We start from the raw sequence: 21,151 nt of genomic DNA on the forward strand, positions 1-21,151 counted from the left end.
AACTCAAACAGCGTCGTTCCGGCGAAGGCCGGAACCCAAGTTCGTCGCACACCTCAAAGCTCTGCAAGCAACACGACCACCGCATCACCTGTGTTTTTACCCAGTATTTTTCCCACGAACACCCACCAGCCGTATATCATTCCACAATGATTATTCTCGGCATCGACCCGGGCCTGCGCACCACCGGCTTCGGCGTCATTGAAAAACACGGCAACACACTGCGCTACATCGCCTCCGGCACCATCAAGACCGGCCTGGAAGGCGCCTTGCCGCCGCGCCTGAAGGTGATCCTGAAAGGCGTGAGCGACATCGTCGCCGCCTACCAGCCCGGCTGCGCGGCCATCGAAAAAGTCTTCGTCAACGTCAACCCGCATTCCACGCTGCTGCTCGGCCAGGCCCGGGGCGCGGCCATCACCGCGCTGGTGGGCGCCGACCTTGATGTGGCCGAATACACGGCCGTGCAGGTCAAGCAGGCCGTGGTCGGCACCGGCAAGGCGGCCAAGGCGCAGGTGCAGGACATGGTCGCGCGGTTGCTGAAACTCCCGGGCCTGCCCGGCACCGATGCCGCCGATGCGCTCGGGGTGGCCATTTGCCACGCGCACAGCATGGATGCGCTGGCGCTGATCGGCGCGCTGGCGCCGGCGTCCGGCACGCTGAGCATGAAACGCAGCCGCCTCGTTTAAGAACAACCAAGGAAACCTCGATGATCGGTCGTCTGTCCGGAACCCTGCTCGAAAAAGCGCCACCCCACGTGCTGGTGGACTGCAATGGCGTCGGCTATGAAGTCGACGTGCCGATGAGTACCTTCTACAACCTGCCGCATACGGGCGAACGGGTGGTGCTGTTCACCCACCTGGTGGTGCGCGAAGACGCGCACCTGCTGTTCGGCTTCGGCAGCGCGTCGGAGCGGGCGCTGTTCCGCCAGCTGATCAAGATCACCGGCATCGGCGCGCGCATGGCGCTGTCGATCCTGTCGGGCATGACGGTAGCCGACCTGTCGCAGGCCGTCACGCTGCAGGAAACCGGGCGCCTCGTGAAGGTCCCGGGCATCGGCAAGAAGACCGCCGAGCGCTTGCTGCTGGAACTCAAGGGCAAGCTGGGCGCCGACATCGGCGTGGTGGGCGGCGTGGCGCGCGACGATGCGCAGGTCGACGTCCTCAATGCGCTGGCCGCTTTGGGGTATTCTGACAAGGAGGCGCTGCTGGCCATCAAGAACATGCCGGCCGGCGCGACCGTGTCCGACGGTATCAAGTTCGCCCTCAAGGCCCTGTCCAAAGCGTAATTAAAAGATGAGCATCCAGACCGACAATTTCACCGAGCACCGCGTCATCGACGCGGCCCCGGCCTCGCCCAACGAGGAGGCGATCGAACGCGCCTTGCGTCCGAAGCAGCTGGAAGAGTACGTCGGCCAGGAAAAGATCCGCGACCAGCTGGAAATCTTCATCCACGCGGCCCGCAAGCGCAAGGAAGCGCTCGACCACACGCTGCTGTTCGGCCCGCCGGGCCTGGGCAAGACCACCCTGGCCCACATCATCGCGCGCGAGATGGGCGTCAACCTGCGCCAGACTTCCGGCCCGGTGCTGGAGCGCCCGGGCGACCTGGCCGCGCTGCTGACCAACCTGGAACCGAACGACGTCTTGTTCATCGACGAGATCCACCGCCTGTCGCCGGTGGTCGAAGAGATTTTGTATCCGGCGCTCGAGGACTACCAGATCGACATCATGATCGGCGAGGGCCCGGCCGCGCGTTCCGTAAAGCTCGACCTGCAGCCGTTCACGCTGGTCGGGGCCACCACCCGCGCCGGCATGCTGACCAACCCGCTGCGCGACCGCTTCGGCATCGTTGCGCGCCTGGAGTTCTACAACGTCGAAGAGCTGACCAAGATCGTCACCCGCAGCGCCGCGCTGCTGGGGGCGCCGATCGACCAGGACGGCGCCCGCGAAGTGGCGCGCCGCGCCCGCGGCACCCCGCGGATCGCCAACCGCCTGCTGCGCCGCGTGCGCGACTATGCGGAAGTGAAAGGCAACGGCGACATCACCAAGGCCATCGCCGACCTCGCGCTCAAGATGCTCGACGTCGACTCGGTCGGCTTCGACGTCATGGACCGCAAGCTGCTCGAAGCGGTGCTGTTCAAGTTCAGTGGCGGCCCGGTCGGCATCGGCAACCTGGCGGCGGCGATCGGCGAGGCGGCCGACACCATCGAAGACGTGCTCGAACCCTTCCTGATCCAGCAGGGCTATTTGCAGCGCACTCCGCGCGGGCGCATCGCCACGCCGCTGGCCTACCACCACTTCGGCGTGGCTGCGCCGCGCATCAGCCCGACGGGCGATTTGTGGGATAACCTGCCGCCGGCGTGAACTTTGCGCCAGCGCTGGACCAGGCCGCTTAGCCCCGGCGCTTCGACAGCAAGGCGCCGATTCCAATACCAATCGCAATGCCGGGACCAATGCCCAGCGCAAGATTGCCCATGGCGACACCGATGCCGCATCCAATCGCGACGCCGAAGCACAGGCCCATGCCAATATATTTGCGTTTCTTCGCATCGTCATCAGCCGACATTACTTCTCCTTGGTAACGGATGCCAGGACGGCATCGAGCCCCTCCGGCGAGGCGGGTTTGAGCAGGTGGTGATCGAAGCCGGCAGCGTGGGTGCGCGCCCGGTCTTCCTGCGCGCCCCAACCGGTCAAGGCGACCAGGCCGAGGTTTCCCAGCCCCGGCAGCGCACGCAGGGCACGGGCCGCCCCGTATCCATCCATGCGCGGCATGCCAAGGTCGAGGAAGGCCAGCTCCGGTATGAAGACGGCGCCGGCCTGCACGGCTTCTTCGCCGTCGTAGGCCACACGTACTTCATGGCCTTTTTCGCGCAGCAGGAAGGCCAGGGTATCGGCGGCGTCGACGTTGTCGTCGGCGACCAGTACCCGCAGCCCGGGCTGGCCCGAAGGCGCGGCGTTGCCCGCCATGCCGGCCGGGGCAGGCGCCTCCGTCGCGGTCTCCAGCGCGCGCGGCAGGCGAATGGTAAAGCTGCTGCCCTGACCGGGACCCGCACTCGATGCGGTCACGGTCCCGCCATGCAGCGTCACCAGGTGGCGCACCAGCGACAGGCCGATACCCAGGCCACCCTTCGATATCACGATGCTGTGCGGCGCCTGCGAGAACATCTCGAACACGCGGCCGAGGTCCTGTTTGGCGATCCCGATCCCGGTGTCGGCCACCTCGATCACCACGCTGTCGCCGCGCGTGCCTGCGCTCACCGTGATCCGGCCTGGCTCGGTGGTGTACTTGCTCGCATTCGACAGCAGGTTGCTGAGCACCTGGCTCAGGCGCACCGTGTCGACATCGATCCACAGCGGTTCGGGCGGCACATCCAGCGCCAGCGCGTGGCGGCCGGCCTCGATCAGCGGCAGGCTGGTTTCGACGGCGCTCGCAATCACCGATTGCAGGTCGACCCGCTTGACCTGCAAGTCCATCTTGCCGCTGGAGATGCGCGCGATGTCCAGCAAGTCGTTGATGAGATGGACCATCTGGTCGACCTGGCGTTCCATCGTCCCGCGCACCCGCTCCAGCATCTGTGGCTTGTCGCCGCTCAGGCGCAGCAGTTCGAGCGCAGTGCGGATCGGCGCCAGCGGATTGCGTAGTTCATGCGCGAGGGTGGCGAGGAATTCGGACTTGCGCCGGTCGGCTTCGCGCAGCGCTTCCATCGAGCGCACCCGTTCGATGTGGGCCCAGCAGCGGTCGACGACCGCCTCGACCAGCGCCACCTCGTCCGCGCTCCAGTTGCGTGGCTGCTGCTGGTGCACCGCCATCATGGCCACCAGCCGGCCCTGCTTGACCAGGGGGCAGCAGATGATCGCCTTGATGCCGATCTGGTTGAACATGTCGGCGCCGTCCTGCGCCGCCAGTTCGCGGTCGACGTCATTGATCAGGAGCGTGCGGCCGACCCGCAGGTTGGAGGTGGCGCGCGAGCCGAACAGGTCGAGCGAGTACTCGCCAACGGTGCTGATCGCCCCTTCGACCCGCCAGTCGTGGCGGATCGTGAAGCGGTCGTTGTCCTCTTCCAGGTCGGCGTAGGCGACCCGGGTCGCGCCCAGGTACTCGCCGAGCAGCCGGGTGCTGTGGTCCATGATGGCTTTCGGCTCGTCGGCCAGGCGGGTCGCTTCGCCGATCGCATCGAGAAGGCGCAGGCGCTCCTGCTGCGAACGGATCTTCCCGGTGGTCTCGCTGCAGACACACAGCACCCCGGCGATCTCGCCGGCCTCGGCGCGAATCGGGCTGGTCGAAAAACTCGCGAACACCTGCTCCGCGAAGCCATTGCGCGTCAACGTGAATTCCTGGTCCTCGAACCAGAGCGTGTCGCCTTGCAGCGTTGCGGCCAGCATGGGACCGACGACATCCCATACTTCATGCCAGACTTCGCAGAAAGGCCGGCCCAGCACCTGCCGCGGATCCGCAGACTTGGCGCCCAGGATCTCGCGATAGCCGTCGTTGTAGAGCAGCAGCAGGTCGGGCCCCCACGCGATATACATGGGGTGGCGCGCGCTGAGCATCATGCTGACCGCGGTGCGCAGCGATTGCGGCCATGTGTCCAGGGCGCCCAGCGCCGTGGACGCCCAGTCGAAGCTGCGGAATACCACGCCCATGCCGCCGCCGCCGGAAACGAAGCCAGGGCTTGGAGGAAGAAGGCTGGCTGGGGCTGAATCTTGCATCGCAGAGTAGACAGGTAGCCTGCCTGGATTGGAAATAGCAAGACAATAGCATCTTGTCGGCTCCTTCGTGGATCCGGATCCGGCCAGGTTGCACCGTCGATTCGTTCAGCGTTTGCTGCAGGATTGCCATCGGGCGTGTCAACGCTTGTGCAGCAGATCCATGGTGTGGCGGGCGATCATCAGCTCTTCGTTCGCGGGCACCACCCACACCGATACCGGACTCGCTGCCGCGCTGATGCGCGCGACGCCCGTGCCCGGGGCGGCATTCGCATCCTTGTCGATCTCCACCCCCAGCCAGCGTGCGTCGCGGCATACGGCGGCGCGCAGGGCGACGCTGTTTTCGCCGATGCCGCCGGAGAACACCAGTGCGTCGATGCCACCGAGCGCGGCCGCCATCGAACCGAGCTCGCGGCCGATCCGGTACACCATCAGGTCGATCGCCAGCCGCGCGCGCGGCGCGTCGCTCGCTTCGAGCTCGCGCATGTCGGCCGAGATCCCGGACACCCCCAGCAAGCCCGATTTCAAGTAAAGCAGGTCCTGGACTGCCGCCACATCCATCCCGAGCTGGTCAATCAGGTACAGCACCACGCCCGGATCGACCGCGCCGCAGCGGGTCCCCATCGGCAAGCCGTCGATGGCGGTAAATCCCATCGAGCTGGCGATGCTGCGTCCCGCATGCATGGCGCACATGCTGGCGCCATTGCCGAGGTGCGCGGCCACCACCCTGGCGCCGGCCAGCGCCGGTTCCGCATCCGGCAAGCGGCTGGCAATGTATTCGTAGGACAGGCCGTGGAAGCCATACCGGCGGATACCCCGGTCCGTGATCGCGGGCGGCAGCGCAAAGGCTTGCGCCAGCGCGGGCTGGGAGCGGTGGAAGGCAGTGTCGAAGCAGGCAACCTGCAGCACGCCCGGCGCCATCTGCATCGCCGCCCGCACCGCCGCCAGGTTGTGGGGCAGGTGCAAGGGCGCCAGCGGCACCAGTGTTTCCAGCTCGGCCAGTACCGTCTCGTCAAGCGCTGCCGGTCCGCTGTAGAGCGAGCCGCCATGCACGATGCGGTGCCCGACCGCGCGCAGTGATTGCCCGCCGCTGCGGGTTGCAAGGAAGGCGAGCAGGGCCTTCATTCCCGCAGCGTGATCGAGCGCCTGCGGCCAGGTTTGTTCGTGCACGTTGTTCTGCGCCGCATCCTGCACCAGGAAACGGGTCGGCCCGCTGAACAGGTTCTCGACGCGCCCCTTGAGCAGCAATTCACTGGCCCCGTTCCCGTACAGGGAAAACTTGATGCTCGACGAGCCCGTGTTCAGGACGAGGATATGGTCGGTCGACGCCATCGGGTCAGGCCCCGAGCAGTGGTTTACCCGCAAGCGAGCGGTGCGCCACCAGTACCGCGACCGCGCATGACGCCAGCCGGGCTTCCACCGAGTCCGAGCGGCTGGCCAGGATGATCGGCACGCGCGCGCCAAGCACGATCCCGGCGGCGCCCGCCCCGGCCATGAAGCTCAGGCTCTTGGCCAGCATATTGCCGGCCTCGAGGTCAGGGGTGACCAGCACGTTGGCCCGGCCCGCGACCGGCGACACCAGGTTCTTGATCGCAGCCGCTTCAGGGTCGATCGCATTGTCCATCGCCAGCGGCCCGTCGAGCATGGCGCCCGTGATCTGGCCGCGGTCCGCCATCTTGCACAGCGCCGCCGCGTCGATCGTGGCCGGCATCCTGGGATTGACCGTTTCCACCGCTGCCAGGATGGCGACGCGGACCTCCTCGAAGCCCAGCACGTGCGCCAGGTCGATGGCGTTTTGCACGATGTCGACCTTGTCGGCCAGGGTGGGAATGATATTGACCGCGGCATCGGTGATGATCAGGGGTTCGGCCCGCCCCGGCACCTCCATCACGAAACAATGGCTCAGTCGCCGCGCGGTGCGCAGGCCGGTGACGCTGTCGACCACCGCCCCCATGAGTTCATCGGTATGCAGGCTGCCTTTCATGAGCGCTTCCGCCTGGCCCGCCCGGACCAGTTCGACCCCGCGCGCGGCCGAGGCGTGACTGTGTGGCGTGTCGATCAATTCCAGCATGCCGATATCGAGATTGCTCTCCTCGGCCGCGCGCAGGATGCGGCTGCGCGGACCGACCAGGACGGGAACGATGAGTCCGATCTTGAAGGCGTCCAGCGCAGCTTCGAGCGATGAACGGTCGCAGGGGTGCGCCACGGCGACCCGCACGGGCCCGACACGGCGGGCGGCGTCGATCAGTCGGTCGAACTGCGGATGCGGCATGGTCATGGCTACTCCTGCAAGGATAAACCGCGAGGATAGCAGTTATGCCGCGCCAACCAGCGCGCCGCAGCATACAAGGGCGAGGTGACAAATGTCACCTCAAACCGATGGCGCATGCGTCTATCGGCGCGCCCCCTTCGTTCGCATACTGGCTGCATACCAACCAAGCGAGGAATGTATGAACACCAGCCTGAAAGCCCTGTCCGCCGCCGCCATCCTGTTCGTATCGAGCGCCACGATTGCCGCCCCCACGCTGGTGCAGGACGTGCGCGTCTTCGACGGCGAGCGCGTGATCGAGCGCCGCTCGGTCCTGTTCGACAAGGGCGTGATCGTCGATGCCGATTTCCGCGGCGCCGTGCCCAGGGACGCGCGGGTGGTGAACGGCGCCGGCCGCACCCTGCTGCCCGGCCTGATCGACGCCCACACCCACGCCTTCCGCTTTCATGAATTGCCGGTGCTGTTCGGCGTGACCACCCAGATCGACATGTTCACCGACATCCCCTCGATGACGGCCGCCAAGCAGGCGATGCGCAGCGGCCGCAACGCGGCGCGCGCCGACCTGTTCTCGGCCGGCACCCTGATCACCGCCCCGAACGGCCACGGCACCCAGTTCGGCATCGCCATCCCGACTCTCACCAGGGCGCAAGACGCGCAGTCCTTCGTGGATGCCCGCATCGCCGAAGGCTCGGACTTCATCAAGATCGTGATGGAAGGCGGCTACGGCTTCAAGTCGCTCGACCTGGCCACGGTGAAAGCCGTGATCGCGGCGGCGCACCGGCGCGGCAAGCTGGCGGTGGTCCACATCAGCACCGAGGCGGACGCGCGCGCCGTGCTGGAAGCCGGCGCCGACGGCCTGGTGCACCTCTACACCGGCGCCACCGCCGACGCCGCTGGCCTGGCCAGGCTGGCGCGGAGCAAAGGCGCCTTCGTGATCCCGACCTTCACCGTCCTGGAAAGCATGGCCGGCGCCAAGGACGACGACCTGCTCGCCATTCCCGCTTTCGCGGGCATGCTGGACAAGGACGGCCAGGCCCCGCTCAAGGCGCGCTATGGCGCGCAGGCCAAGCCGGCGCTGCTGGTCGCACCGAAGGCGGTGACGGCGGCGATGCTCAAGGCAGGCGTGCCGGTGCTGGCCGGAACCGATGCGGGCAATGCCGGCACCCAGTACGGCGTGAGCATGCACCGCGAACTGGCGGCATTGGTGGAAGCAGGCCTGAGCCCGGCGCAGGCGCTGGCGGCGGCGACCAGCGCCCCGGCCAAGGCCTTCAAGCTGGGCCAGCGCGGCCGCATCGCCAAGGGCTACAAGGCCGACCTGCTGCTGGTCGAAGGCAACCCGGCCGCGGACATCCGCGCCACGCGCCAGATCGTCGAAGTGTGGAAGGACGGCGAGAGCGCCAACGGGCTGCGCGACGGCCAGCGCCAGCTGGTGGCGAAAGCCGCGCAGGCAGCGCAGGGCGGCAAGGGCCAGGCGCTGCCGGCCGACGGCCGCATCAGCCAGTTCAGCGACAAGCGCCTGGCCAGCCCCTTCGGGATGGGGTGGGGACCGTCGACCGACAGCTTCGCCGGCGGCAAGTCGACCGTGAAGCTGGCGGCGCAGCCGGCGCTGCCGGACGGCCAGGTGCCGCTCGCGATCGACGCCAGCGTCATGCCGGGCCTGCCTTTTGCGTGGGCCGGCGTGGCCTTCATGCCGGGCAGCCAACCAATGCAGTCGGTGGACCTGAGCGCTGCGAAAGTGCTGCGCTTCAAGGTGCGCGGCGACGGCAAGCAATACCAGGTGATCGCCATGTCGCAGGGCGTCCAGATGCCCGGCGCCAGCCCCTTCACGGCGGGCCCCGAGTGGACCGAAATCACGGTGCCGTTCAGCGCCCTGAAAGGGATCGATCCGGCGGCCCTCACCATGCTTGGTTTTAACGCCGGGCCGCAGCCGGGCGACTACCGCTTCGAGATCGCCGACGTCCGCCTGCTGGCCCAATGAACCGCCTCCCGGGGAAAGCCATGACCAGCTCCTTGAGCACCCTGTGCGCAGCCCTGTTGCTCTGCGCCGGCGCCGCCGCCGCGGCGCCCACCCTGGTGCGGGATGTGCGCGTGTTCGACGGCGAGCGCGTGCACGAACGCCGCTCGGTATTGTTCGACGGGGGCGTCATCGTCGACGCCGACTACCGCGGCGCGGCGCCGAAGGATGCGCGGGTTGTCGACGGCCTGGGGCGCACGCTGCTGCCCGGCCTGATCGATGCGCATACCCATGCCTACCGCTTCCACGAGCTGCCGGTGCTGTTCGGTGTGACCACCCAGGTCGACATGTTCAGCGATATCCCCACCATGACGGCGACCAAGGCGGCGATGCGTGCAGGCGGCAACAGCGCGCGGGCCGACCTGTTCTCGGCCGGCACGCTGGTGACCGCGCCCGGCGGCGTCGGCACGCAGTTCGGCCTTGCGATCCCGACACTGGCCCGGGCCGGCGATGCGCAAGCCTTCGTCGACGCCCGCATCGCCGAAGGCTCGGACTTCATCAAGATCGTGCTGGTCGGCGCCAGGGCCCATACGCTCGACCTGGCCACGGCGAAGGCGGTGATCGACGCGGCGCACCGGCGCGGCAAGCTGGCCGTGGTGCACGTCAACACCGAGCAGGATGCGCGCGCCGTGCTGGAAGCCGGCGCCGATGGCCTGACCCACCTGTTCACGGGAACCGACATCGATGCGGCCGGCCTGGCCCGGCTGGCCGCCAGCCGCGGCGCCTTCGTGATCCCGACTTTCACGGTGCTGGAAAGCGAGACCGGGGTCCATACCGACGACTTGCTGGCCGACCCGGCCTTCGCCGGCCTGCTCGACCAGGACATGCAGGGGCTGCTCAAGGCGCGCTACGGCGCGGCGCCCCGCCCACAGCGGCTGGCCGCGCCCAAGGCCCTGACGGCGGCGCTGCACCGGGCCGGCGTGGCGGTGCTGGCCGGGACCGACGCCGGCAACGCCGGCACCCAGCACGGCGTGAGCATGCACCGCGAACTGGCCGCGCTGGTCGAGGCGGGCCTGAGCCCGCAACAGGCGCTCGCCGCGGCCACCAGCGCGCCGGCCAAGGCGTTTCGCCTGGGCCTGCGCGGCCGCATCGACAAGGGCTACAAGGCCGACCTGCTGCTGGTGCAGGGCAATCCGGCCGTGGATATCCGGGCCACGCGCCGGATCGTCGAGGTGTGGAAGGACGGTGAGAGCGCCACGCCGCTGCGCGACCAGCAGCGCCAGCTGGTGGCGCAGCGCGCGGCGGCCGCCGCGAATGCACTGGCGCTGCCGCCGGACGGGCGCATCAGCCAGTTCAGCGGCGCGGGCCTGGCCAGTCCCTTCGGCGCGGGCTGGATGCCGTCGACCGACAGCTTCACCGGCGGCAAGTCGACCGTCACGCTGGCGCCGCAAGCGGCGCTGCCGGACGGCCAGGTGCCGCTTGCGGTCCATGCCACGGTGGCGCCGGGCCTGCCGTACGCCTGGGCCGGCATCGCCTTCATGCCCGGCGCGCAGCCGATGCAGGCGGCGAACCTGAGCGCCGCCACGCTGCTGCGCTTTCGCGTGCGCGGCGATGGCAAGCAGTACCAGGTGATCGCGATGTCGCAAGGCGTGCAGGCGCCGCGCACCAGCCGCTTCACCGCCGGCGCCGAATGGACCGAGGTCACGGTTCCGTTCAGCGAGCTCAAAGGCCTCGATCCGGCGGCCGTCACCATGTTAGGATTTAACGCCGGACCGCAAGCGGGCGAGTACCGCTTCGAGATCGCCGACGTGCGCCTGCTGGCCCAATGACACCCACATGACGGATGGACCGATGAACAGGATCAGGACACTGCTGGCAAGGCCATGGATCCCGCCCGAGCATGGCAAGCTGCCGTACTTCTGGCTGCTCAGCCTGGGCTACATGGGCTGGAAGTACGCCTACGTGACGCCGGGCGCGCTGGAACTGGCCATGCTGGCGCTGACCCTGGCGGTCTTCGTGCCCCTGTACTGCGCCAGCTACTGGGCGCGCGGCTGGCAGGTCGCGGCCTGCATGCTGGCGGGCTGCCTGATCGGCGCGGCCTGGGTGCACTGGAACGTCGGCGCCGCCACCTTCTTCATCTTCGCCTGCGCCATGGCGGCGCGCATCCAGCGCTTCCGGCTCGCCATGCTGGCGATCGGCGCCGTGATCGCGGCCGGCCTGCTGGCCTCCCTGCTGGTGCCGCAGGCGCAGATGCGCTTCATCTTCCTCATGCCGCTCGTCACCGGCGGCCTGCCGGTGGGCATCGGCTCCTTCATGGATGCGCGCCTGCGCCGCTCGCGCCAGGAGCTGATGCGCAAGCAGGAAGAGGTCGAGCACATGGCCACCATCGCCGAACGCGAACGCATCTCGCGCGACCTGCACGACCTGCTCGGGCATTCCTTATCGCTCATCGCGCTCAAGGCCGAACTGGCGCGCAAGCTGGTGCACCGCGACGCCGATGCCTGCGCGCGCGAGATCGCCGACATTGAAACCAGCGCGCGCCAGGCCCTGGCCGAAGTGCGTGGCGCCGTCAGCGGCTACCGCGAGAGCGGCCTGGCGCATGCATTGGCCAGCGCGCGCGCCAGCCTCGCCGCCGCCGACGTCCTGCTGGAAGAACAGGTGCAGCGCTTCCCCCTGGGCCCGGCCGCTGAGAACGTGGTGGCGCTGGCCCTGCGCGAGGCGGTCACCAACGTCGTGCGCCATGCCGGCGCCAGGCACTGCAGCGTGTCCCTTGGGCTGGAACATGGCGTGGCGGTGCTGCGCATCGCCGACGATGGCCAGGCCCGCAGCGAGGTCGCCATCCGGCATGGCAACGGGCTGTCCGGCATGCGCGAGCGCGCACAGTCGATCGGCGGCAGGCTGGCGGTGCAGGCCCGCGCCGGCTTCGAGCTCGAACTGCGCGTGCCTGCGGGAGTCGCCACATGATTCGCATCCTGCTGGCTGAAGACCAGAACATGGTGCTCGGCGCCATGGCCGCGCTGCTGCGGCTGGAACCCGACTTCGAGGTGGTGGGCGCCGCCACCAACGGCAAGGAAGCGCTGGCGCTGTGCGAGGAGCGCGCGCCCGACATCGTCCTGACCGACATCGAGATGCCGCTCATGACCGGGCTCGAACTGGCGGCCAGGCTCAAGGAGCGGCGGCTGCCGGCGAAGGTCATCGTCGTCACCACCTTCGGACGCAGCGGCTACCTGCGGCGCGCGCTGGAAGCGGGCGTGCGCGGCTACCTGCTCAAGGATGCGCCGGTCGATTCGCTGGCCGCCGCGATCCGCGCGGTGCACGGCGGCGGCCGGGCGATCGCGCCCGAGCTGGCGATGGAAAGCTGGAGCGGCGGCGGCGACCCGCTGACCGAGCGCGAGCGCCAGGTCTTGCGCCTGGCCGGAGAAGGGCGCTCGAGCGCCGACATCGCGCGCCAGGTGCACCTGTCCGAGGGCACGGTGCGCAACTATCTGTCGGAGGCGATCAGCAAACTCAATGCCGCCAACCGGGTGGAAGCCTACCGCATGGCGCGCGATGCCGGCTGGCTGTAGCCGGCCGGGGCGTCAGCTGTTGCGCAGTACCAGCATGCGCGCATGGCGCCCTTCGCGAGCGCGCAGGCGCCGTGCGCTCGGGCCCTGCAGCAGCGGGTAGGCCAGCACCAGGCCGATGATCAGGGTAAAGCCGAGCAGCATCCCGCTCATCCACAATACCGCCGGGTCGTCGCTGCGCCAGAGCGTCACCGCGCTGGCCAGGAAGGGCAGCAGCAGGAGCAGGGTGCACAGGCGGCCCAGCCTGGGCGAGCGGCGGACGCGCTGGCCGGCCACGCCGACATAAAAGAAGCTTGCGGACGCCAGCAGCATCGCTACCAGCACGGTGGCCGGCATGGCGCCGTTCGGGAACAGCATGGCTGGCGGGGCAACCAGCACCAGCACCCCGGCTAGCAGGCAGAGAAGACGCAGGAAGATCATGTTCTTGTTTCCTTGATTCGAGTTCGTTGTACAGGGAACTTGATAGAAAGGAAACAGTATCGGATTTACAATTTCGATGGCGCGCGGATGAGTTAGTGGCCGACGCTCTTCGAGAACAGGTTGATCACGGCCACGCCGGCAATGATCAAGGCGAGTCCGGCGATGGCCGGCAGATCGAGGCGCTGCTGGTAGACCACCCAGCTGATCGCCGAGATCAGCACGATGCCGACGCCCGACCAGATGGCATAGGCGATGCCCGTGGGCAGCACACGCAGGCTGAAGGTCAGCAGGTAGAAGGACACCGCGTAGAAGCCGACCGTTACGATGCTGGGAAGCGGGCGGGTAAAGCTGTCGGAGGCCTTGAGCGCGGTGGTGGCGATGACTTCGGCGAGGATGGCCAGGCCGAGGTAAAGGTAGGCTTGGGTCTGGGTCATGCGGCGGGAAGCTGGTGGCCGATCATGATACGGTGGCCGTCCACGGTGCGCACGCCGAATTCGCGCATGCCCCAGGGTTCGTCGGCCAACTGCTTGACCAATACGGCGCCGGCGGCCAGCGCGCGCGCATGCCAGGCGTCGGCCATGATGCGGCAGCCGTCGCGCACGTACATGCGCCAGCCCGGGTCGCCCATGTCGTGGATGGAAAAGCCCAGCACGTCGCGGTAGAACGCGGCCGAGCGCTCGAGGTCGGGGACGGCCAGCACATACAGGTGATGCTTGATCATCGTGCCGTCCCTCCCCGGTGGGTGCTTACTGCTCGCGGACCCAGGTCTGCGAACGGCCGAACATCGGCGCGCCGATGTAGCCGCGCACTTCGAGCTTGCTGCCGTTGTCCTTCAGCTGCGCCTTGCTCTTGTAGGTCTTGCCCTTGGCCGGGTCGAGGATCTCGCCGCCGGTGTACTCGTTACCGTCTTTCTTGAGGCCCGACAGGATGGTCATGCCGATGATCGGCTGGTCCTTGCGCGCGCCTTCGCAGGAGGTGCATTTCGGGTTCTGGTCCTGGTCCGCCGGGCGGAACAGCTTCTCGATCTTGCCGGTCAGGATGCCGTTTTCCTCGGTGATCCGCACCAGCGACTTCGGCTTGCCGGTTTCGTCGTCGATCGTCTTCCAGGCGCCTGCCGCAGAGGCGTTTTGCGCCATCGCTGCGGGCATCGCGAACATCATGGCAAGCAGGCTTACGCCCATCACTTTACGCATTGTCAGTCTCCATTGTTGTTGTCGGGCCGGGCCAGTGTAGCAAACTGTTTTCACGGATGGGGTATCGAAATCCGAGGAACTCTTCCAAATGTGCTATCCCGATAGCGCTCGCATTTTTTGTTACCCCAAAAACCGTCGTTCCGGCCTGCGCCGGGACGACGTGCTACTGATAGCTAAACGAAGAAAATGTCGGCGGTTCTCGGAAAATCCCCCTTACACCGCCAGCTTCGCCAGTTGCTCCCGCATCTTGTCCAGGGTCGCCGAGAAGTTCGCCAAACGTTCCTTCTCCTGCGCCACCACCGCGGCCGGGGCACGCGCCACGAAACTTTCACTCGACAGCTTGCCATTGGCCTTGGCGATCTCGCCTTCGATGCGCACGATTTCCTTCGACAAGCGTTCGCGTTCGGCGGCGACGTCGATTTCGACCTTGAGCATCAGCTTGGTGGTGCCGACCACCGACACCGCCGCCGGCGATTCCGGCAGGGCCTCGACGATCTGCACCTCAAGCAGCTTGCCCAGCGACTGGATGTAAGGCGCGAAACCGGCCATGTTGGCACGGTCCGCCTCATTGCCCGGCTCGACGATCAGCGGCACGCGCACCGAGGGCGAGAGCTTCATCTCGCCGCGCAGGTTGCGGGTGGCGTTGGTCAGGTCCTTGAGCTGGGCCATCCAGGCTTCGGCGTCTTCGTTCACTTGCGACAGGTCGGCCAGCGGGTAGGGCTGGACCATGATGCTGTCGCGATTATCTCCCGATCCTTTGCCGGTCAGCGGTGCGACAGCCTGCCACAGGGCTTCGGTGACGAAGGGGATGATCGGGTGCGCCAGGCGCAGGATCACTTCCAGCACGCGCAGCAGCGTGTGGCGGGTGGCGCGCTGCTGGGCTTCGGTGCCTTGCTGGACCGAGACCTTGGCCACTTCCAGGTACCAGTCGCAGTACTCGTCCCAGACGAACTTGTAGATGCTGCTGGCGATATTGTCGAAGCGGTAGTCGGCGAAGCCTTTCGCGATGTCGAGCTCGGCGCGGTTCATCAGGGAGATGATCCAGCGGTCGGCCTGCGACAGGTCGGCCGGGTCGGGCGCGCCGCAGTCCTTGCCTTCGGTATTCATCATCACGAAGCGCGTCGCATTCCACATCTTGTTGCAGAAGTTGCGGTAACCTTCGCAGCGGCCCAGGTCGAAGTTGATGTTGCGGCCCAGCGAAGCGTAGCTCGCCATGGTGAAGCGCACGGCGTCGGTGCCGAAGGCGGGAACGCCGTCCGGGAATTCCTTGCGGGTGGCTTTCGCGATCTTTTCGGCGGCGCGCGGGTCCATCAGGCCGGTGGTGCGCTTGGCCACCAGGTCGTCGAGCTTGATGCCGTCGATCAGGTCGATCGGGTCGAGGGTATTGCCCTTGGACTTCGACATCTTCTGGCCTTGACTGTCGCGCACCAGGCCGTGCACGTACACGGTCTCGAACGGCACCTTGCCGGTGAAGTGGGCCGTCATCATCACCATGCGGGCGACCCAGAAGAAGATGATGTCAAAGCCGGTGACCAGCACCGACGACGGCAGGAACATCTCCATGTCCTTGGTCTGCTCGGGCCAGCCCATGGTCGAGAACGGAACCAGGGCCGACGAGAACCAGGTGTCGAGCACGTCGTCGTCGCGGCGGATCGGGCCGGCGATGCCGGCCGCCTTGGCCTTGGCTTGCGCTTCTTCTTCGGTGCGGGCGACCACGATCTGGCCGTCTTCGGCGTACCAGGCCGGGATGCGGTGGCCCCACCACAGCTGGCGCGAGATGCACCAGTCCTGGATGTTGCCCAGCCACTGGTTGTAGGTGGTGGTCCAGTTCTCAGGGACGAACTTGATCTGGCCGCTGGCGACCTTTTCCATGGCCACTTCGGTGATCGACTTGCCCGGGTTGAAAGTGCCTTCCGGCGCCGGCTTGCTCATCGCGACGAACCACTGGTCGGTGAGCATCGGCTCGATAACGACGCCGGTACGGTCGCCGCGCGGGACCATCAGCTTGTGCGGCTTCACCGCTTCCAGCAGGCCTTGCGCTTCCAGGTCGGCGACGATCTGCTTGCGCGCGGCGAAGCGGTCCATGCCCTGGTATTGGGCGGGGCCGTTCTCGTTGACCTTGGCGTCGAGCGTGAAGATGCTGATCGGCGCGAGGCCGGCGCGCTGGCCGACCGCGTAGTCGTTGAAGTCGTGGGCAGGGGTGATCTTGACGCAGCCGGTGCCGAATTCCTTGTCGACGTAGCTGTCGGCGATGACCGGGATCTGGCGGCCGGTGAGCGGCAGGGTCAGCATCTTGCCGTGCAGGTGCGTGTAGCGCTCGTCGGTCGGATCCACCGCCACCGCGACGTCACCCAGCATGGTCTCGGGACGGGTGGTGGCCACCGTCAGCTGGCCGGAGCCGTCGGCGAGCGGGTACTGGATGTACCACATCGAGCCGTCTTCTTCCTGCGAATCCACTTCGAGGTCCGACACCGCGGTGCCCAGCACCGGATCCCAGTTGACCAGGCGCTTGCCGCGGTAGATCAGGCCTTGCTCGTACAGGCGCACGAAGACTTCCGACACCGTCTTGGAACGGGTCTCGTCCATCGTGAAGTATTCGCGCTGCCAGTCCGGCGACGTACCCATGCGGCGCATCTGGCCGGTGATGGTGTTGCCCGACTTTTCCTTCCACTCCCAGACCTTCTCGACGAAGGCTTCGCGGCCCAGGTCGTGGCGCGAGATCTTCTGCGCGTCGAGCTGGCGCTCCACCACGATCTGGGTGGCGATGCCGGCGTGGTCGGTGCCCGGGATCCACGCGGTGTTATAGCCGCGCATGCGGTAGTAGCGGGTCAGGCCGTCCATGACGGTCTGGTTGAAGGCATGGCCCATGTGCAGGGTGCCCGTCACGTTCGGCGGCGGCAGCTGGATGCTGAACGACGGCTTGCCGTCCTCCATGGTGGCGGCGTAGTAACCGCGCTGTTCCCACTCGGCGCGCCAGTATTGTTCAATGTCTGCGGGCTCGAAAGACTTGGCTAGTTCCATGATGTGGCGATGTGCGAAGGATTGATCGAAACGACCATTATAGAGGAGGCCGGGGTGGATGCGGTCGGGCCGGCAGGCCGGTGGCGGCAGGGGCTATGCATTTTCGTTATGAGCATATAGTATTTACACATGTACAAGCGAGTTCGGATATAATCCGGTCCGCTGCCCCGATGGGCAGCGCACGCTAGGGGTCCTGCCGGTGCGAACGCGCTGCGTGGGTGAGAAATACCCTCTGAACCTGATCTGGATAATGCCAGCGAAGGGAAGCTTCCGGGATGCCGGTTGCGCATCCATGCGCGCCCGGCCTCGTCCCTGCCTCCTTTGCTGGCTCCTACGCAAAGGAGCCACATGAATGCACCATTGAAGTTCGATGCAGCGACCGCCACGGTCGATGCAGCCGCCATCGAACCCTTCCCGAACTCGCGCAAGGTCTACATCGAAGGCAGCCGGCCCGACATCCGCGTGCCGATGCGGCAAGTGAGCCAGTCGCCCACGCCCGACAGCTTCGGCGGCGAAACCAACCCGCCGCTGTTCGTCTACGACACCTCGGGTCCCTACACCGACCCGGCCGCCGCCATCGACCTGCGCTGCGGCCTGGGCACGCCGCGCCTGCCGTGGATCCTGGAACGGTGCGACACCGAGCAGCTCGACGGGCCCTCGTCCGGCTACGGCCAGCAGCGCCTGCGCGACCCGGCGCTCGCCGCTTTGCGCTTCAATTTACAGCGTAACCCGCGCCGCGCCCTGGACGGGCGCAACGTCACCCAGATGCACTATGCGCGCCAGGGCATCGTGACGCCCGAGATGGAATTCGTCGCCCTGCGCGAGAACCTGCGCCGCAAGGAATACCTGGCCTCCCTGGTTGAATCCGGCCCGATGGGCGCGCGCGTGGCCAGCCTCCTGGGGCGCCAGCATCCGGGCCAGTCCTTCGGGGCCAGCATCCAGCAGGAGATCACGCCGCAATTCGTGCGCGACGAAGTGGCGCGCGGGCGCGCCATCATCCCGGCCAACATCAACCACCCGGAAGTCGAGCCGATGATCATTGGCCGCAACTTCCTGGTGAAGGTCAACGCCAACATCGGCAATTCGGCCGTGACGTCGTCGATCGGCGAGGAAGTGGAAAAGATGACCTGGGCGATCCGCTGGGGCGCCGACAACGTGATGGACCTCTCGACCGGCAAGCATATCCACGAGACGCGCGAGTGGATCATCCGTAACTCCCCGGTCCCCATCGGGACGGTGCCGATCTACCAGGCGCTGGAAAAGGTCAATGGCAAGGCCGAGGACCTGACCTGGGAAATCTACCGCGACACCCTGATCGAACAGGCGGAGCAGGGCGTGGACTACTTCACCATCCACGCCGGCGTGCGCCTGGCCTACGTGCCGATGACGGCCAATCGGCTTACCGGCATTGTCTCGCGCGGCGGTTCGATCATGGCCAAGTGGTGCCTCGCCCACCACCAGGAATCGTTCCTCTACACGCACTTCGAGGACATCTGCGCCATCATGAAGGCCTACGACGTGTCCTTCAGCCTGGGCGACGGCCTGCGTCCGGGCTCGATCTACGACGCCAACGACGAAGCCCAATTGGCCGAACTGAAGACCCTCGGCGAGCTGACCCAAATCGCGTGGAAACACGACGTGCAGACCATGATCGAGGGCCCGGGCCACGTGCCGCTGCACCTGATCAAGGAGAACATGGACCTGCAGCTGGAGCAGTGCAGCGAAGCGCCGTTCTACACGCTGGGGCCGCTCACCACCGACATCGCGCCCGGCTACGACCACATCACCTCGGGCATCGGCGCGGCCACCATTGGCTGGTATGGCACCGCCATGCTGTGCTACGTCACCCCCAAGGAGCACCTGGGCCTGCCCGACAAGCAGGACGTCAAGGACGGCATCATCACCTACAAGATCGCGGCCCATGCGGCCGACCTGGCCAAGGGCCACCCCGGCGCGCAGATGCGCGACAACGCGCTGTCGAAGGCACGCTTCGAGTTCCGCTGGGACGACCAGTTCAACCTCGGCCTGGACCCGGACAAGGCGCGCGCCTTCCACGACGAGACCCTGCCGAAGGAATCAAGCAAGGTGGCCCACTTCTGCTCGATGTGCGGCCCGCATTTTTGTTCGATGAAGATCACCCAGGAAGTGCGCGCCTATGCGGCGGCGTCCGGCGTGGGCGAACAGGCGGCACTGGCGCAGGGCATGCAGGAAAAGGCGATCGAATTCGTGCGCGGTGGCGCCAAACTGTACCGGGAGGTGTGATGACGGAAATCGAACTCAATGGGGCGCCGTATTGCGTGCCGCAGGCGTACTCGCTGCAGGAGCTGGCGGGGCGGCTGGGCGTGGCGGAGCAGGCGGTAGCGGTGGCGGTCAACCGCGAAGTCGTGCCGCGCCCGCAATGGCCGCAGCGCCAGTTGCAGGCCCGCGACCGGGTCGACATCGTACGCGCCATCGGCGGCGGTTGAAAATGGAAACTCGCATGAACACACACAACGATACCCTCGTCATCGCCGGCCGCCAGTACCAATCTCGCCTCCTGGTCGGCAGCGGAAAATACCGCGACCTGCAGCAAACCCGCGACGCCACCCTGGCCGCCGGTGCCGAGATCGTCACGGTCGCCATCCGCCGCGTGAACATCGGCCAGGACCCGCACGCCCCCAGCCTGCTGGACGTGCTCCCGCCCGACGAATTCACCATCCTGCCCAACACGGCGGGCTGCTACACGGCGAAAGACGCGGTCTACACCCTGCAGATGGCGCGCGAACTGCTCGGTGGCCGCAAGCTGGTCAAGCTGGAAGTGCTGGGCGACGAGACAACCCTGTTCCCGCACATGCCCGAGACATTGAAGGCGCTTGAGGTGCTGGTGCGCGACGGCTTCGACGTCATGGTCTACTGCAGCGACGACCCGGTGCAGGCGCGCATCCTGCAGCAGATCGGCTGCGTCGCCGTGATGCCGCTGGCTTCCCTCATCGGCTCGGGCATGGGCATCCTCAATCCGTGGAACCTCAAGCTCATCATCGACGAGGCCACCGTGCCGGTGCTGGTCGATGCCGGGGTTGGCACCGCGTCGGATGCGGCGATTGCAATGGAGCTCGGCTGCGACGGCGTGCTGATGAACACCGCCATCGCCGCCGCCGGCGACCCGGTGCGCATGGCGCGCGCGATGCGCCACGCCGTCATCGCGGGACGCGAAGCCCATCTCGCGGGCCGCATGCCGCGCCGCTTCGCGGCCTCGCCATCCTCGCCGCGCGAAGGCGTCGCCGCTTGATGGTGCCGACCGTCCTCGTGTTCGCCGGGCTCGATCCCGGCGGTGGGGCCGGGATGGCGGCGGACATCGCCGCCATCGGCGCTCTCGGCGGCCACGCGCTGCCGGTGGCCACCGCGCTCACCGTGCAGGACAACAACCGGGTGCACGAGGTGCGGCCGGTCGACGCGGCCTTCCTGGTGCGCCAGGCCGACGCCCTGATCGACGCCTGCAGCATCGATGCGGTCAAGATCGGCATCCCGGGCAGCCGCGAGAATGCCGCAGCCATCGCGCGCCTGCTGCGCCAGCTGCGCGCGGCCGATCCGGCGCTGCCGATCGTGCTCGACCCGGTGCTGGCCAGCGGCCATGGCGACGCGCTCGGCGCGGGCAGCGCCATCGCCGCGCTGGCCGAACTGCTTCCGCTGGCGACCATCCTGGTGCCCAACCTGCCGGAGGCACGCGCGCTCGGCGCCGTGCCCTGCGAGCACGTGCTGGTGACCGGCGGCCATGGCGAGGGCGAGGTCATCGTCAATCGCTGGCTGCGCGACGGCGTCGAGCAGCGCGCCTGGCGCCTGCCGCGCCTGCCGCACACCTACCACGGCAGCGGCTGCACCCTGGCCGCCGCCATCGCCGCGCGCCTGGCCCTGGGCGACCCGATGCAGGCGGCGCTGGAACACGCCCAGGACTACTGCCACCAGGCGCTGGCCCACGCCTTCTGGATCGGGCCCGGCCAGCGCATCCCGCGCCGCATCCTGCACACCCACTAAGCACATCGACATGACCATAT

General features: G+C 67.3%; 20 protein-coding genes and 1 riboswitch. Of the genes, 11 read left to right on the forward strand and 9 right to left on the reverse strand.

Annotated features, from left to right (window positions below; genetic code table 11):
• Positions 1-146 precede the first annotated feature (146 nt).
• Genes ruvC through ruvB form a run of 3 tightly spaced genes read left to right on the forward strand, consistent with a single transcriptional unit; the run spans position 147 to position 2,357 of the window.
• On the forward strand, positions 147-683 hold the full coding sequence (ruvC, locus tag BM031_RS09360; protein WP_091874136.1) for a crossover junction endodeoxyribonuclease RuvC: 537 nt from the start codon (positions 147-149) through the stop codon (positions 681-683).
• A gap of 20 nt (positions 684-703) precedes the next feature.
• Positions 704-1,282 (forward strand): Holliday junction branch migration protein RuvA, encoded by a 579-nt coding sequence (ruvA, locus tag BM031_RS09365; RefSeq protein ID WP_091874137.1) that lies wholly within the window; start codon positions 704-706, stop codon positions 1,280-1,282.
• 7 nt (positions 1,283-1,289) lie between these two features.
• On the forward strand, positions 1,290-2,357 hold the full coding sequence (ruvB, locus tag BM031_RS09370; RefSeq protein WP_091874139.1) for a Holliday junction branch migration DNA helicase RuvB: 1,068 nt from the start codon (positions 1,290-1,292) through the stop codon (positions 2,355-2,357).
• A 28-nt stretch (positions 2,358-2,385) separates the two neighbouring features.
• Here ruvB and BM031_RS25480 read toward each other — a convergent pair whose 3' ends face one another.
• The 4 genes from BM031_RS25480 to BM031_RS09385 form a co-directional block, all read right to left on the reverse strand.
• Positions 2,386-2,559, reverse strand: a complete 174-nt coding sequence (locus tag BM031_RS25480; RefSeq protein ID WP_177207697.1) for a glycine zipper domain-containing protein — start codon at positions 2,557-2,559, stop codon at positions 2,386-2,388.
• On the reverse strand, positions 2,559-4,637 hold the full coding sequence (locus BM031_RS09375; RefSeq protein ID WP_229408731.1) for an ATP-binding protein: 2,079 nt from the start codon (positions 4,635-4,637) through the stop codon (positions 2,559-2,561). Before BM031_RS09375 ends, BM031_RS25480 begins: the two co-directional genes overlap by 1 nt.
• 204 nt (positions 4,638-4,841) lie before the next feature.
• On the reverse strand, positions 4,842-6,032 hold the full coding sequence (locus BM031_RS09380) for an acetate/propionate family kinase (protein WP_091874141.1): 1,191 nt from the start codon (positions 6,030-6,032) through the stop codon (positions 4,842-4,844).
• Positions 6,033-6,036: 4 nt separating this feature from the next.
• Positions 6,037-6,996, reverse strand: a complete 960-nt coding sequence (locus BM031_RS09385) for a phosphate acetyltransferase (RefSeq protein ID WP_267873310.1) — start codon at positions 6,994-6,996, stop codon at positions 6,037-6,039.
• A gap of 154 nt (positions 6,997-7,150) precedes the next feature.
• Here BM031_RS09385 and BM031_RS09390 point away from each other — a divergent pair, with 154 nt between their 5' ends.
• Genes BM031_RS09390 through BM031_RS09405 form a run of 4 tightly spaced genes read left to right on the forward strand, consistent with a single transcriptional unit; the run spans position 7,151 to position 12,489 of the window.
• Positions 7,151-8,947, forward strand: a complete 1,797-nt coding sequence (locus tag BM031_RS09390) for a CIA30 family protein (RefSeq protein WP_091874144.1) — start codon at positions 7,151-7,153, stop codon at positions 8,945-8,947.
• A 20-nt stretch (positions 8,948-8,967) separates the two neighbouring features.
• A complete protein-coding gene (locus BM031_RS09395) occupies positions 8,968-10,752 on the forward strand; it encodes a CIA30 family protein (protein WP_091874146.1) in 1,785 nt (594 codons plus the stop codon).
• A gap of 22 nt (positions 10,753-10,774) precedes the next feature.
• Positions 10,775-11,887, forward strand: coding sequence for a sensor histidine kinase (locus BM031_RS09400; RefSeq protein ID WP_091874148.1), 1,113 nt, complete (start codon positions 10,775-10,777; stop codon positions 11,885-11,887).
• Positions 11,884-12,489, forward strand: coding sequence for a response regulator transcription factor (locus BM031_RS09405; protein ID WP_091874150.1), 606 nt, complete (start codon positions 11,884-11,886; stop codon positions 12,487-12,489). Before BM031_RS09400 ends, BM031_RS09405 begins: the two co-directional genes overlap by 4 nt.
• A gap of 12 nt (positions 12,490-12,501) precedes the next feature.
• Here BM031_RS09405 and BM031_RS09410 read toward each other — a convergent pair whose 3' ends face one another.
• The 5 genes from BM031_RS09410 to BM031_RS09430 form a co-directional block, all read right to left on the reverse strand.
• Positions 12,502-12,906 (reverse strand): hypothetical protein, encoded by a 405-nt coding sequence (locus BM031_RS09410; RefSeq protein WP_091874152.1) that lies wholly within the window; start codon positions 12,904-12,906, stop codon positions 12,502-12,504.
• Positions 12,907-12,998: 92 nt separating this feature from the next.
• A complete protein-coding gene (locus BM031_RS09415; RefSeq protein ID WP_091874154.1) occupies positions 12,999-13,340 on the reverse strand; it encodes a DMT family transporter in 342 nt (113 codons plus the stop codon).
• Complete coding sequence (locus tag BM031_RS09420; protein WP_091874155.1) at positions 13,337-13,627, reverse strand: VOC family protein; 291 nt, start codon at positions 13,625-13,627, stop codon at positions 13,337-13,339. Before BM031_RS09420 ends, BM031_RS09415 begins: the two co-directional genes overlap by 4 nt.
• A gap of 25 nt (positions 13,628-13,652) precedes the next feature.
• Entirely contained in the window at positions 13,653-14,099 is a 447-nt protein-coding gene (locus tag BM031_RS09425; protein ID WP_091874157.1) for a DUF2147 domain-containing protein, read from the reverse strand.
• 213 nt (positions 14,100-14,312) lie between these two features.
• A complete protein-coding gene (locus BM031_RS09430) occupies positions 14,313-17,120 on the reverse strand; it encodes a valine--tRNA ligase (RefSeq protein ID WP_091874158.1) in 2,808 nt (935 codons plus the stop codon).
• A gap of 176 nt (positions 17,121-17,296) precedes the next feature.
• A riboswitch (TPP riboswitch) is annotated at positions 17,297-17,402 on the forward strand.
• A gap of 66 nt (positions 17,403-17,468) precedes the next feature.
• Here BM031_RS09430 and thiC point away from each other — a divergent pair.
• From thiC to thiD, 4 genes are read left to right on the forward strand one after another with little or no spacing between them, the layout of a single operon-like run.
• The gene (gene thiC, locus BM031_RS09435; protein ID WP_091874160.1) at positions 17,469-19,382 is read left to right on the forward strand and encodes a phosphomethylpyrimidine synthase ThiC; all 1,914 of its coding nucleotides are present in this window, start codon (positions 17,469-17,471) and stop codon (positions 19,380-19,382) included.
• Positions 19,382-19,585, forward strand: a complete 204-nt coding sequence (gene thiS / locus BM031_RS09440) for a sulfur carrier protein ThiS (protein WP_091874162.1) — start codon at positions 19,382-19,384, stop codon at positions 19,583-19,585. Before thiC ends, thiS begins: the two co-directional genes overlap by 1 nt.
• A gap of 14 nt (positions 19,586-19,599) precedes the next feature.
• A complete protein-coding gene (locus tag BM031_RS09445) occupies positions 19,600-20,388 on the forward strand; it encodes a thiazole synthase (RefSeq protein WP_229408733.1) in 789 nt (262 codons plus the stop codon).
• Complete coding sequence (thiD, locus tag BM031_RS09450) at positions 20,388-21,131, forward strand: bifunctional hydroxymethylpyrimidine kinase/phosphomethylpyrimidine kinase (RefSeq protein ID WP_091874166.1); 744 nt, start codon at positions 20,388-20,390, stop codon at positions 21,129-21,131. Before BM031_RS09445 ends, thiD begins: the two co-directional genes overlap by 1 nt.
• Positions 21,132-21,151: the final 20 nt, after the last annotated feature.

This window comes from Massilia yuzhufengensis, assembly GCF_900112225.1.
Lineage (GTDB): Bacteria > Pseudomonadota > Gammaproteobacteria > Burkholderiales > Burkholderiaceae_D > Telluria > Telluria yuzhufengensis.